Source organism: Paenarthrobacter sp. TE3676 (assembly GCF_056279165.1).
Map to the genome: position 1 here is coordinate 41172 of NZ_JBWBQU010000011.1, position 13184 is coordinate 54355.

Here is a 13184-nt window from a genome sequence, read left to right on the forward strand (position 1 = left end):
TCCTTCAGGAGGTCAGGCCGCCGTCGACGGCGAGGACCTGACCGGTGATGTATGAGCTTTGGTGTCCTACGAGGAATGCCACAGCTGCAGCTATCTCGTGGGGTTCACCGATTCGTTGCAGCGGGATGTGCTGGGTATATTCGCGACGTGCTCTGGCATCCATCTGTTTGAGCATGTCGGTGTTCGTAAATCCGGGTGCCACAGCGTTTACCCTGATGCCGAAGGACGCCATTTCCTTGGCCATGGATTGGGTCAGGGCGTTGATTCCGCCCTTGGTCGCGCTGTAGTTCGCTTGGCCGGGCTGGCCGCTGATACCCGAGGTGGAGCTGATGAGCACGATCGAGCCGCCTGTTTTACGTAAAGCCTTGACACTTTCGCGACAGACCAGGAACGCGCCGGTCAGGTTGGTGCTGATGACGCGCTCCCAGTTATTCAGGGACATTGTTGCCAGGAGCCCGTCAGCGGTGATTCCGGAACTGTAAACAACGGAGCCGATTCGTCCGAAGTCTTTGAGAACCGTACGGAAGGCTGCGCGGACGTCGGCTTCAACGGAAACGTCGACGCGGACCGCCAAGGCCCTGCGTCCCAGTTCCCGTATCGCTTCAACTGTTCCAGCAGCGCCCTCGTCGTCCTGCCGGTAGAAGATCACAATGTCATGACCGTTCCTGGCAAGTTCCAGTGCGCAGGCTTTGCCGATGCCCCGGGATGCGCCCACAACCAAGGTGATAAGGCTAGGTACGACGTCCAACATACGTGTCCTCCACGATCTGAACTGTTTGAGTTTGATTCCGTCTGAGACGGGAAAGTGATTTTGCTGTTCCCAAGTAAACCCAGGTCCCGAAACTGTCCGCGCTTTGAAGGACCTGGTCCCATCGCACCGGTTGTCGGATGCCGAAATAGAGCTCGTTGGAGACCTCCATCGCGGTTTCCAGGCGCCGGGGTGAGGTGCAGCCCAGCAGTGGTACGTCCCCGTCGCGGAACGGCGCGTGGCGCAGTAACTCCTGCCATTCGCCCATCACAGGGTCCATCAGCCGGGAATGGAATCCGTGGCTGACGTTGAGCTGGGTTGATTTAGCGCCGAAGTGTTTCCGCGCGTCCTCAATGTCGTTGATGGGCCCGGAGAGAACGATCTGGCGTTCGCCGTTGACTGCGGCTACGTCGAGACCGAACGTTGCTGCCGAGGCGATGAGTCCATCTCGTTGTTCCTCTCCTCGGACAGCCACGGCCAACATCGACCCTCGTCCAGGGGCCGAGGCCATCAAATGACCTCGGCGCCTGGCAAGTTTGATGCCATCTGCCAACGGTATGTATCCGCCTGCAATGGCCGCTGACAGCGCCCCGATGCTGTGTCCGGCTACTGCGTGGGCCAGGTTGCTGCCCACCTGGGTCCACACCCTCCAAGCGGCGATGCTGGCCGCGACGAGCGCCACTTGCGTGTTTTCGGTTTTCCCCAGTTGCTCCGGGGCTGAATCCCAGGCAAGTTCACGGACATCAATGCCGAGCGCATCGGAACATTCATCAAAGACGTCGTCGGCCACCTGGAAATTCTTTGTCAGGGCCTTGCCCATTCCCGGACGCTGGCTGCCTTGGCCCGGGAACATAGCGACGGTGGACTCGAGGCCTCCCCACAGGTCCTCGTTGCCGGTCATCGTATGCGCCGACCGATTCGCCAGGAGCCCAGTGCGATGAAGACCACAACCATTCCAAGGAGCACGGAGATCGCCAGTGTGTTCGTCACCGCGAGATCGCCGACTGAAGCTGTGATGCCGTAGAACGTCTGGACTGCGTCAACGGCCTGGTCTTGGTTATTTGTCAGCGCTTCAAGTGCCTGCGACGTGTAAGGCTGGCGGATCAACATGGCTGATTGTGCGAAAGGAAGTGCGTTCAGGACATTGACCACACCGGAGGGCAGGGTGCCGGCCGGGATGTAAGCGCCGGCAAGGAACCCGATGATGGTTCCAACGATGGTGCTCAGAGCGGAGAAGGCGGTGCTGGACTTGATGAAAGTGACCACGAAGCTGGACAGCGCGGCAAACGCCGCAGATGAAACCAGGACGACGGCGGCGCATTGTCCAAGCTGGGCCCAGGTCATCAAGGGTTCACCGCGGAAGAGGATGTAGAGCTGGCCCACCAGGATAACCACCGCTGTCATGATGACGGAGATGACGAAGCTCGCGATCAAGTATCCGAGAATCATGTTCGTCCGCCTTATAGGGGAGACGAGGAAGTCACGGAAACGCCCGGTCGACGCATCGTCAACAAATACGTTGAGGGCGGCAAGTCCGGTGGTCAGGGTGGTGATCATCGTGATGCCTGCAAAAACCCAGGCGTTGACGAAAGCGCTGATTTCCGAGCTGCTTGCGTCAGGGAATCTTGTCTGCAGGTTATCCACTTGCAGGTTGCCGAGGAACAGGGCGTAAAGGGCGATGAGAATCAGCGCCGAGAGCAGGGAGAAAAATACCCCGGCTCTGTCGCGGAAAAAGATCATCAGGTTACGGCCGCTGAGAATCATGATGCTGTTCACGGTTCGCTCCTCTTGGATGTCAGTGCAAGGAAGACATCGTCCATGCGTCCGTGCCGGAACTCGAAGTCGTGGACGCGTTCTGCGCCCACAATGAGCAGGTGCCGGGCCTGCTTCGAGTCATCTACCTCAACGCGATAAACATCATTGTCGAGTGTCCAGCTCAGGTCGGCGGTCCTGCAGTATTCCGCGAGGAATTCATGATCGTCTGTGGTGACGGTGAGGATGCTGTTGCTGTGCTGTTCACGCAATTGCGCAGGCGTTCCCTGGGCGACCAATTTTCCCGAGTCGATGATGGAGACCTGGTCCGCCACCTCGGTCTCTTCCATGTAGTGGGTCGTGAGGAAAACGGTCAGGCCGTCGTCGTCGCGAAGTTTGTGAATGGTTTGCCAGACTTGTTCCCGGCTCTGCGGGTCCAAGCCGGCGGTCGGCTCGTCAAGGAAAAGAATCTCGGGTCGATGGATAAGAGCCCGCGCGATGTCCGCCCGGCGCTTCTGGCCACCGGAGAGCTTCCCGTAGAAGGGCTTCTCGAGGAAAGACTCGAGACCTATGAGCTGGGCGAGTTCACTGATGCGCTGGGTCCGCTCGGACCTGGTGAGCCCATAAAAACCTGCTCGTATGTCGAGGTTCTGCCTGACCGACAGTGTCGGGTCCAGCAGCGACTGTTGGAAAACGACGCCAATCTTGCGTCGAATCTCATCGTCTTCCTTGCCCACGATATGCCCGGCGACCTGAATGGTTCCGCTGTCGAATCCGAGAGTGGTGGTGATGCAGCCGATGGTGGTGGACTTGCCGGCACCGTTGGTTCCCAGAAAGGCAAAGATGGATGCGCGCTCCACTTCCAGGGACAAATCCTGGACGGCCTGCAAAGAGCCGTATCTCTTGCTTAGGTTACTGATTTTAATGACGTTACTGGTCACGCATAGCCCCCACTGTGTGCCTTGAAAACAGTTCTGTGGGGCAACAAATGTCGCCCCCATTCGACAAAGTAACCACAACGTACCCGATGGATATGAGTGCCGCAAAACCGGCTCCCGGTGGAAAGTGTGTCCCGATCCTCACTGCTGTCGATGCAAGTATGCTGCGGGGCCGGAATGATGTGATGGTCGAGACTTCAATTGCTTCGAGGTGTGAGATGCGCAATTAGCCCTGTGTCAGTCGTGGTGAAATTCTGCGTGGTACTCATTTCAGTCACATAAATTCTCAAGTTTTCAACACGTTTGTGCAGTTCCTTGGCCGCGGCGGCCGGTGTAGTGTAGGGCATCGGCATCCACGGTGCCTCTAGTCCTTCGATTGGCCGGTACGCCTACTGATGTTATGGCGAAGGGACTTCGGTCAACGAGACGGTGGACGAAATTTCATAATTTCCGACAGTCGGCTTGTCTTTGTGATGCTGCCGTTTTGGCATCGCGGGGGGATGTTTCTGTCAATCTCATGACAAGTAATTCAAATTTACTGCTGACTTTCCATTGTCTTGAATAATCCGGAATATTCCTTGCTCGTGAGCGGAGAAATTATCTGAACCGGACACTCGCGGATCAGCGACGGCTGGCTGTGATGCCCGAATGTGTCGAAGGGCAATACCGGGTTCAGCGAGACGTCATAAACGGTTCGCTCGACCCGAGCGGCAGGCCGATAAGGCAGAGTTCTGCTGCAGATCCGCATTGCTTCGGGCCGGAATCACCATCACACGAACTCCAATCCCAGGTTTTTCGGCACCGATCATTACAACTCGGTACTTATGGCCTACTTGAAAGTGACCACTAAATGAACAGCGGGTGCATTGCGTGCGCCTTTCAGCCGACGGTTGAAATCGGTCCGGGTCAGTTCATCGGCCCTAGTCTCCAACCCCGGACGACTAAGGTCCCGAATTCGGAAGCGCGAGCAGTCTCGGTGAGGCAGCGTATCCCGCTCCCTAATCTCTGCCGTGCTGTGCGACTTGGTCGACCGCTACCAGGACCTGACCAGGCGCCGCTGCGTTCTCGCAGTTTCGCAGGGGAGTCAGCGGTCCTCGGCCCCTGCAGCCCTCTTCAACTCTGCGATCCTCAGCCGCAAGAAAATGATGGACAAGACCAGGGCGTACACGGCCAGGACGGCCACGGCGATCACGAAAACGGCGTATAGGATCCCGATGATTCCAAAAGCCGGACTTAAATTCACTGCTACCCCCCCCAATAGTCGTTGAGCCCAATGCTATGCAGACGACCAGCGATTCCGCTGTACCAAGGAAGTCGTGCCTCGTTAGATGCGGAGGCTCGCCTGGGCGAGTAACTACTGCTCGCATCTGCACTGAGGGCCGGACAGCAATTACCGGAAATGCTGTCCGGCCCTGAGCTTGGTTCTGAAGCCGAGTCGTTTGGTGTCGGGGCGCTACACCGTGGCGACCGGCGCCTTGCTTACTTCAGCTTGCTCGTCGGCGAGTGGTTTGCGTGCGGTTTCTGCGCTCATGAGGAGTCCAACCAGTGAGAGGAGTCCGATACCCATCAGGAAGAATGCCGGTGAACTGGGGTTGCCGGTGGTGGCGATCAGCCAGGTGCCGATGAGTGGTGCGACGCCGCCGAAGAGCATGGCTCCGACGTTGAAGGGCAGTGCGAACCCGAGGTAGCGGGAGCGGGTGCCGAACAGCTCGGTGAAGAAGGAAGGGAAGACGGCATCGTTCATGGCGAAGAACATCAGTGACACGATGAGGACCGCGGAGGCGAGGACCACTCCTCCGAAGGAGAGCAGCGTCATGATCGGGTAGCTCAACACGATGAAGGCGATGCTCGAGATCATCAAGGTCCGTTTGCGGCCGATCCGGTCGGAGAGGCGGGCCGCCAGGGGGGTGAAAATGATGTGCGCGACGAGGCCGATCGTGACCACCAGCGTCGCTGTGGCTTCGCTCATCCCGGCTTCTTCTATCAGGAATGATGGCGTGTAACTGAGCAGCAGGTAGTAGGCGCCGGCATTGAGTGACATAACGAGCAGTGCTTTGAACATCGACGGAAGGCTCTTGCGGGTTTCTGACCAGCGGTTTGTGACCGGAAGTTGGTCGGCCGCTGTCTTGAGCTGTTTCTTCTCGAGTTCCAGCGCCCTGCGGAATTGCGGGGTGTCTTCCAGTCGCATGCGCAGCCAGAGGCCAACGATACCGAGGGGGCCGGCGATCAGGAACGGGATCCTCCAGCCCCACTCCTGCATGAATTCCGGTGAGGTGCTGGCGTAGAGGACCGTGGCCATGAGGGAAGCTACCAGGAACCCTGCGGCAGCGGCGATGGGTACCACGCTGGTGAGCAGGCCCCGTTTGGCTGCAGGGGCGTACTCGGCAACGAAAGTGCCAGCGCCGGCGTATTCGCCTGAGGCGGAGAAGCTCTGCGTCACTCGGAGCAGGAGAAGAAGGATCGGTGCGGCGACGCCGATGGTGGCATAGCTTGGAATGAAGCCAATGAGGAACGTTGCCCCGGACATGAGGATGATTGTCGTAGCGAGGATGCTCTTGCGTCCGATTTTGTCGCCAAGGCTGCCCCAAACGAAGGCCCCGAGTGGGCGAACAAGGAACGAAAGTGCAAACACCGCAAAGGTGCTCATGAGCGCAACTGCCCGGTCCTCCGGGGGAAAGAAGACCACGGCGATGGTGGTCGCGAGGTAGCTGTAGCTGGCGTAGTCGAAGTACTCCAGTAAGGTGCCAAGCCCGCTGGCAATCACGACTCGGCGGAGTATGGATCGGGGGACTGAATCTGTGGTGGCTACGGTGGTGGGCATGATGTCGTTCCTCATTTGAGTACCGGATCTTCGCGGTGGGTCCGCAGGATGTGACGACCATCATGGCACCGAAGGTCACGACAGAATATGGCCATCGCGGCGAACCTCGACTGTTGGTTATGGCCCGACGGGTGAGTCCCTAGTGTCGCGGAAGCCTCGGACTTTCAGCGCGAGCCACAGCTCGGTTTGTGCATCGATGCCGTCAAGATCGTGACCGGTGATCTGGACGATCCGTTGCATCCGGTTCCGCACAGTGTGTCGGTGGACCCCCATCCGTTCCGCCGTCGCCTCGACGGATCGGCGCTCAAGAAGCCACGTGTGCAGTGTGTTCAGGAGGGCTTCGCCTCCTCGCGACTTCTCGATGGGGGCAAGGACGGCGCTGGAGAAAGATTCCAGGTAGTCCGATGGGGCGGCGTTGATCAGGAACTCGTGCGAGGCCCCGTCGACGTATTCGATGGGAGTGCCGGCCCGACGGCTGGTCTCCAATGCCAGGGTAGCCTGCCTGATGCTGCGGGCTGAGTGCTCGGGAGCCCCCCGCGTGCCGATGCCCGTGGGGACGCCAAGGCCGTAGTCAGCCAATGCCTGCCGGGGATCGACAGTTGCCAGGCACTCCACGATCCGGTGGCGATGCCGGACGAAGGGGGCGGCGAGCACCACGGCGAGGTCGTCGATGAGAACTTCAGCATGTGTCTCATTGCGCGCTTCGATGCTTACGCCCCACAGCGGACCCGAATCGATGCCGATACTGCGGAGGAATGTCCGAGCACTGCCCGGCTCCGTAAGCGTCAGGAGACGGGCAAACCGTTCAGCGCGTTTGCGGCGCGCTGACTCGTCCAGGAACCACACACGTTCAAATTCGAGGGCAAGGAGGGAACGCAGCGCCGGTGCAGCGAGTTCGGCCGTCTCATGGCCTGTAGTAATGCGGACACAGAACCCGCGTACGGTGTCGTTGCCCGCGAAGGGGGAGATTTCGACCGTTCCTTCGGGGCTTGTAGACGTGCCATCGGGATCGGCAGCCAGCTCGGTTGCGTTCAGGCGAAGTTGTTCTCCGAGTCGTGGAGCTTCTTGACCGGCGAGGCGTTTGCCCAGCGGAGCGAGCAGGTTCGCTGGGAAGGACGAGCTTCTGGCCATGACCTGCCCGAGGCGATCATACGCGGCTACCGGCTCCTCGGTCCGTTGCTGCCAGCCAGCGAGCAGGTCTCCGAACGAACCGCCGCGGGCCACGATCGCGGTGATCTCCATCTGAAGGTCGAGCGGTCGCCTGAACGATTCCCGTTGTCCCTCCGAGTGGAGAACGGTGATAGTGTGCGCAATCCGCCCGAAGTCGGCAATGTCGCCGGTCAGCAGTGGCAGGTCATGTTCGCTTGCCAGGGTCTGCACCTGTTCCGGGAGGCTTTCGAAGGCTGCCTCTGTGCCGAGGCCAATGATGAGCCCGGAGGCGCCGGCGCCCGTAGCCGCCAGCAGGAAACTCTTCCAGGCTGTCCAATCCTCACCGATGTGCAGCCCGCTGGTAAGCACTATCTCACCGCCGTGGAGCTCAGGGAACCGCCCCTTCCGCTCGACGGAGATCGGGATACCGGCGGCTCGTTCAACTCCGCTGCCTCCGTGCGCCATGGTCAGCCCGATGTTTGGAATGGAGGCAAGCCTGGCCACCGTGAAGGACTTAGATTCAAGTGCCATGGCCCTATGTTAACAACGATCGGGCCGTATTTCTGTACACAGCGGCCACTACTTAACTAGCAAAGAGTACGCTCCGGCGATGGTACGGGAAGCATGGCTTCAATAGTGTGATTCTCAGCAGGCCGCAATCAGCGAGCCGAAGACCGCAACTGCGAATGGGAGCATGTCATGATCGGCCAGAACGAATACTTCGAGGGACAGGTACGCAGCCTCGAATTCAAGAACGAGCAGGGCAACTTCACCGTCGGAGTGATGGAGCCTGGCGAGTGGAAGTTCGAAGCCCCCGTCAAGGAGTGGATGCATCTCGTGCGCGGTACCTGGGATGTCCAGCAGCCTGCCGGTCAGGGGGAGTGGACCACCTACAAGGAAGGCGAACGGTTCGAGGTCCCTGGGGGTACCGACTTCACGGTCCGTGTGAATGACACAGTCGCCTACCTTTGCCCATATACCGGAGAGTTCCTCGGCCACCTGGACATGTAGTCCTCAAAGAATGAGACACCACTCGTTGTGAGGTTTCAGAAGTGGACCGGCCGAAGGGACCGTGAGTAGCTGGGCCTGATTCGGGTGAGACGCGGATCAGGCCCAGACTCAGCAGCGCCATGTACGGGATGGTTTTCAAGCGTCCGGAAGCGCGGCGCTGAGGCGGGATCGCCGTCGTAATTCTTGAGATGGAAGGCCCGCGTCGGGGGCGTGTGCCACGGGTTGGGCGTTTCAGATCGTCACGGAATGAATGTGTCGGCTGACTTGATGGTTTTTGCGGGTATGAGTTTCAGGCCGATGACACAGGCGATGATGCCCACAAGGAAGATTATTCGGAGTGGAGTGGGTGTCTCGTTGCCTTCGACCATTGCCCAGGTAACAGTCAGCGCGGCTCCGGTGCCGGTCCATACAGCGTAGGCGGTGCTCATTGGAATCCGTTTGGCTGCAAATCCCAAACCGAGCATGCTGAGCACCAGACCTACAGCGAACACGCTTGTTGCAATGGTGTTGGTGAATCCCTCGCTTTGCCCGAGGGCCGTGGCCCATACGGCTTCGAGGACGGCGCTGGCAAGAAGCACTATCCAGTGCATTAGCTGACCACCTTCAACCCGACGACGCACCCAATCAGGGCGGTCAGCAGTGCGGCGCGTGAAAGGGAAAGTTTCTCCTGCTTGCGTAGGACGGCAAGCACCGCGGTGAGTACCGCGCCGATGCCCACCCATACGGCATAGGACGTGCCGGTGGGCAGTTCTTTCATCGCGTAGGCCAGGCCGGCCATGCTGACGGCCATGGAGGCGATGAAGATAAATGTTGGAAGCTTGCGCTTGAAACCGTCTGAGGCTCCCAGTGCTGTTGCCCAGACGGCTTCGAGCACGCCGGAAATGATGAGTACGAGCCACGCCATGAGCTTTCCTCGCTGAAGAGAAACCCTGATCTGCACTTAGGTGCGGAGGGATTAGTGAACGCTGCGGATAACTCTTATTATGCACTATTAGGGCAATGAAATGCACTTATGGTTGCTAATCGGAGGGGTCTGGCCTCAAGCCCTGGGCGCCGCCTCCTATCAGGCCCGAGAGAACAGCCAGGGCCTTGGCAAGTTGCAGGTCGGAGACGGCCCCATAGCCAACGACCAAACCGTTTTCGGCTGGGCGATCGGCGTAGTATCCAGCCAAGGGGACCACCCGCACTCCTAACTCCAAGGCCTTTGTGGCCACGCTTGTAGCGTCGGGGCTTTTGAAGCGAATCACCGCATGCAGCCCGCCGTCGAGTGCGGTGAGTTCCAAGTCATCCCGCGGGTTCAGGCGGTCCATGAGGAGGGATCGTCGATGCGCATATTCGCGCCTGGCACGCGTGATATGCCGGGAAAGCCCGCCGCCCTTAATGTAGTGTGCGATAGCTGATTGCAGCACCCCGGCCACGGGCGTGTCCAAGGCCTCCCTCATGGCTTTCAGCATTTCGCCGGCGTTGCCCCGAACCACTAAGTATCCGCATCGCAGCCACGGGCTGAGGTTCTTGGAGAACGTACCCAGCAGGACGACGTCGGCCGCGCTTGGGAGGGATGCCATGGCCGGAAGGGGCATTCTGCTGTGGCGGAATTCGCTGTCATAGTCATCCTCCAGCACAAGAACACCATGTTGGTCTGCCCATTTAAGCAGCCCCAGTCTTTCCTGGACGGCCATCCTGCCGCCCAAGGGGTATTGGTGGCTCGGGGTCACCAGGACTGCATCCGGTATTTCCTCCAGCAAGGCCAGCTGTGAGCTGTCCAGGCCGTTTTGATCCACCGGCACTGTCGCCAGCTGTGCGCCGGCCGCCGTCATGACCCGGCGTGCTGTGGGGTAGCCAGGGTCCTCTACCAGGATGCGCGGCTGTGGCGAGCGGTTGCGGAGCATGGCGACGACGAGATGCAGCGCGTCACTGGTGCCACCGGTGATGATGACGTCTTCTGCATCGACGGCGAGCCCTCGTGATACGGCAAGGTGATCAGCCACTGCTTCCCGGAGTGCCATGGTCCCCAGGGCTGGTGGGAGTTGGATGTTCCCCTGTTCCCCTATGGCCGACTTCCAGGCGCTGCGCCATTGCCTGTCCTGAAACGGTGATCCGGATGGGCGGCCAGGCGTCAGGTCTATCACGTCAGCCGGGAGAGGGGGCCTGCTGGGTTGTTTCCCGTTGGAAGGGCGGGGTTGCATATCGGGACGGACGGCCACCTTGGTCCCGCCCGAGCCGTTGCTCTCGAGGAACCCTTCGCCTGCCAGTTGTTCGAATGCGCGCACCACCACACCCCGTGATATGCCCAGTTCTGTTGCGAGTCTTCGGGTCGCAGGCAGCGTGTGCGCTGGCTGGAGAATGCCATTGAGGATTGCGGTGCGCAGCTTGCTGGCCACTTGTGCCGCGAGCGACATCGGGCTGTTCCTGTCCAGTTCAATCGGTATTTCCGCTTCGCTCACTTGGACCTCCAGGCTTATACGTTCTTGGACCTAGTGTAGGACCAAGGCCTTTGGAAGCATGGACCACGTCACCACGAAGCGCTGCGATTCTGCAGCATGACGAAAGTAGGAACCAGTGTTCAACGGCCTCAGTGCATTCCCCCTCACCCCCATGGCCGGTGAAAGTGTCGACCTGAAGGCACTTGGCCGGGTGGTGAACCGCGTTGCGAAGGCCGGAGCAGATTCGCTGGGTGTTCTCGGTTCGACCGGAAACTACGCCTATCTCTCACGCGAGGAACGGAGGGCTGTCCTCGAAATTGCTGTGGAAGCAGCAAACGGGGTGCCTGTTCTCGCCGGAATAGGAGCTGTTCGTACGCGGGACGTCCAGGTATTTGCCGCTGATGCCCAAAACGCCGGTGCTTCAGCCCTGCTGCTGGCACCGGTGTCCTACCAAAAGCTATCGGAGGCCGAGGTTTTCGGGCTCTTCGATACCGTCGCGGCAGAGTCCGATCTCCCAATTGTTGTCTATGACAACCCAGGCACCACCGGCTTCACCTTCAGCGATGACCTGCACGCCAGGATTGCCAGGATTCCGGGAATTGCTTCCATAAAGATTCCGCCGCCCGCCTCCGGTGAAGTAGCCGCCAGGGTTGCCAAGCTCAAGGCCGGTTTGCCGGAGGAGACATCACTGGGCATCAGTGGAGACTGGGCGGCCGCCGAGGCACTGCTGGCTGGATGCAACGTCTGGTACTCGGTGATTGCCGGTGTGTTGCCTCAACAGGCAAGGACCCTTGTTGATCATGCTGTCGCGGGTCGAAACGATCTGGCATTGGCCGCCTCCTCGGATCTGGAACCGATCTGGTCCCTGTTCCGTACCTATGGAAGCCTTCGCGTCACCGCAGCCCTGGCTGAGGACCTAGGCGTCGTGCCGTCCTCGGCTTTGCCGCTGCCCCTCCACGGCTTGGACTCCGAGGGGCGGGAAAGAGTGGCCGAGGCCATTCGGCAATGTGGTTTGGAGGCTTAGGTGTCACTTAGCCTGGCAAGAAAGAACCAGAACCGTAAGACGAACCAGCCGGGCTTTCCGGGTGGCCTTGCACGGTATGTCCTGGCTGCCACCCTGGCACGTAGTGCCGATGGCGGCGCAGTTGTTGCGATAGTCCTGCTCGCAAGCACGAGCGGAGCACCCGGCTGGTTGGCCGGAATTTTGGGTGCCTGCATCACGGCGCCGCATCTCTTCGGGCCCCTCATAGCGCGCAGCCTGGATACAGCCAGGGATGGTAGGACAGTAATTGCGTGGGCATGTGTTGTCCATGGCGCAACCCTCGCGGCTGCGGTTCTTCTTTTCCCCGTAAGCCCGCCCATTGTTCCCGGTCTCCTGCTCATCGCCTCCGGCCTGGTCGGTCCTCTGCTCACGGGCGGCATCAGCAGCAGATTGGCAGCAATCGCCGGCCCTGAGCGCACCAGCCAAAGGCGCGCTCAGGGCTGGGACGTGGCCACGTACGGCATCAGCGGGACGATCGGACCGTCCTTGGTGGCGGCCGTCTCGGCCTGGGCCAACCCCGCCACTGCCGCACTGATCCTTGCAGGATCAACGTTTGTGGCCGCTGCTGTCATCAGGCTATTGCCCTACACGCCTCCGGCTTCGGTTGCCGCCGAAGTTCCCCGGCCTGGCCGGACACTGCTGATGATGATCTCCAACGGCCCGCTGCGACGAACCCTCTGCATGACCGTTGTCGTGGCCCTGTCAGTGGCCGCACTACCGATCACCGCTGTGGCATCCACAGGCGAACTGGGGGTAGCGCCGGCAGCAGCCGGCATTTTGACAGCAGCCTATGGACTGGGCGGACTCCTGGGATCAGCGGGCGTCATGATCCGGCCCCTGCAAACAGACGCAGACCCATTAATGACCTGGCTGGCCGCTGCGGTAGGGATTGCCTTGGGCGGTGCGGCCATAGCGGGGATATTCCCGACGGCGGTTGGAGCCTTTGCTTGCGCCGGCGTGCTGAACTCCTACTTCTTCGCCTCCACCTTGGCGGCCCGTAGCGAATACGCGCCGGCAGCGGCGCGAGGTCAGGTATTCGTCTGGATCGGCGCCCTGAAAATCACTGCCGGTTCGGCCGGGACAGCGCTTGCGGGGGCACTCGTCGCGCCTGCAACCCGGCTTCCCTTATACCTGGCAGCCGGGCTCGTCGTCTCGGCTGTGGTGGTCTCCTTGGTTGACCGCCATCTCGATCGGTCCCGAAGCTGATCCCTCCTGGCGACGAGTTCGTGTGCCGGACCGGACAGATTGGAAAGAAGGCAAAGCCTGGGACGGGCGCTGCTCCAGCGTCCGTCCCAGGCTT

General features: G+C 60.3%; 13 protein-coding genes. 3 read left to right on the forward strand and 10 right to left on the reverse strand.

Translation table 11 applies throughout. The features are described from left to right. Window positions 1-4 precede the first annotated feature (4 nt). The 7 genes from fabG to ACZ881_RS21360 form a co-directional block, all read right to left on the reverse strand. Window positions 5-751, reverse strand: a complete 747-nt coding sequence (gene fabG, locus ACZ881_RS21330; RefSeq protein WP_476117883.1) for a 3-oxoacyl-ACP reductase FabG — start codon at window positions 749-751, stop codon at window positions 5-7. Continuing rightward, window positions 732-1649 (reverse strand): ACP S-malonyltransferase, encoded by a 918-nt coding sequence (locus ACZ881_RS21335; RefSeq protein ID WP_476117884.1) that lies wholly within the window; start codon window positions 1647-1649, stop codon window positions 732-734. Before ACZ881_RS21335 ends, fabG begins: the two co-directional genes overlap by 20 nt. Then, window positions 1646-2524 (reverse strand): ABC transporter permease, encoded by an 879-nt coding sequence (locus ACZ881_RS21340; RefSeq protein ID WP_178996093.1) that lies wholly within the window; start codon window positions 2522-2524, stop codon window positions 1646-1648. The genes ACZ881_RS21335 and ACZ881_RS21340 overlap by 4 nt, the downstream gene beginning before the upstream one ends. Then, entirely contained in the window at window positions 2521-3441 is a 921-nt protein-coding gene (locus ACZ881_RS21345) for an ABC transporter ATP-binding protein (RefSeq protein ID WP_476117885.1), read from the reverse strand. The genes ACZ881_RS21340 and ACZ881_RS21345 overlap by 4 nt, the downstream gene beginning before the upstream one ends. 1081 nt (window positions 3442-4522) lie before the next feature. Next, complete coding sequence (locus tag ACZ881_RS21350) at window positions 4523-4681, reverse strand: hypothetical protein (RefSeq protein WP_166660224.1); 159 nt, start codon at window positions 4679-4681, stop codon at window positions 4523-4525. 210 nt (window positions 4682-4891) lie between these two features. Beyond that, window positions 4892-6259, reverse strand: a complete 1368-nt coding sequence (locus ACZ881_RS21355; protein WP_476117886.1) for an MFS transporter — start codon at window positions 6257-6259, stop codon at window positions 4892-4894. Between the two features lie 117 nt (window positions 6260-6376). Then, window positions 6377-7939: a helix-turn-helix domain-containing protein gene (locus tag ACZ881_RS21360; RefSeq protein WP_476117887.1), complete on the reverse strand. Its 1563-nt coding sequence runs from the start codon at window positions 7937-7939 to the stop codon at window positions 6377-6379. A 168-nt stretch (window positions 7940-8107) separates the two neighbouring features. On the opposite strand from ACZ881_RS21360, the gene ppnP reads away from it, so the two are divergent. Further along, a complete protein-coding gene (gene ppnP / locus ACZ881_RS21365) occupies window positions 8108-8419 on the forward strand; it encodes a pyrimidine/purine nucleoside phosphorylase (RefSeq protein WP_091465575.1) in 312 nt (103 codons plus the stop codon). 239 nt (window positions 8420-8658) lie between these two features. On the opposite strand, the gene ACZ881_RS21370 is transcribed toward ppnP, so the two are convergent. From ACZ881_RS21370 to pdxR, 3 genes are all read right to left on the reverse strand, one after another. Continuing rightward, a complete protein-coding gene (locus ACZ881_RS21370; RefSeq protein ID WP_178996101.1) occupies window positions 8659-9009 on the reverse strand; it encodes a DMT family transporter in 351 nt (116 codons plus the stop codon). Then, a complete protein-coding gene (locus ACZ881_RS21375) occupies window positions 9009-9323 on the reverse strand; it encodes a DMT family transporter (protein WP_476117888.1) in 315 nt (104 codons plus the stop codon). Before ACZ881_RS21375 ends, ACZ881_RS21370 begins: the two co-directional genes overlap by 1 nt. Window positions 9324-9438: 115 nt before the next feature. After that, window positions 9439-10863 carry a MocR-like pyridoxine biosynthesis transcription factor PdxR gene (gene pdxR, locus ACZ881_RS21380; RefSeq protein WP_476117889.1) on the reverse strand — a complete coding sequence of 475 codons (1425 nt, stop codon included), beginning with the start codon at window positions 10861-10863 and terminating at the stop codon, window positions 9439-9441. A gap of 115 nt (window positions 10864-10978) precedes the next feature. Between pdxR and ACZ881_RS21385 the strand changes: the two genes are divergently transcribed. Both ACZ881_RS21385 and ACZ881_RS21390 read left to right on the forward strand, forming a co-directional pair. Then, the gene (locus ACZ881_RS21385) at window positions 10979-11866 is read left to right on the forward strand and encodes a dihydrodipicolinate synthase family protein (RefSeq protein WP_476117890.1); all 888 of its coding nucleotides are present in this window, start codon (window positions 10979-10981) and stop codon (window positions 11864-11866) included. Next, on the forward strand, window positions 11867-13090 hold the full coding sequence (locus ACZ881_RS21390; protein WP_476117891.1) for an MFS transporter: 1224 nt from the start codon (window positions 11867-11869) through the stop codon (window positions 13088-13090). Window positions 13091-13184: the final 94 nt, after the last annotated feature.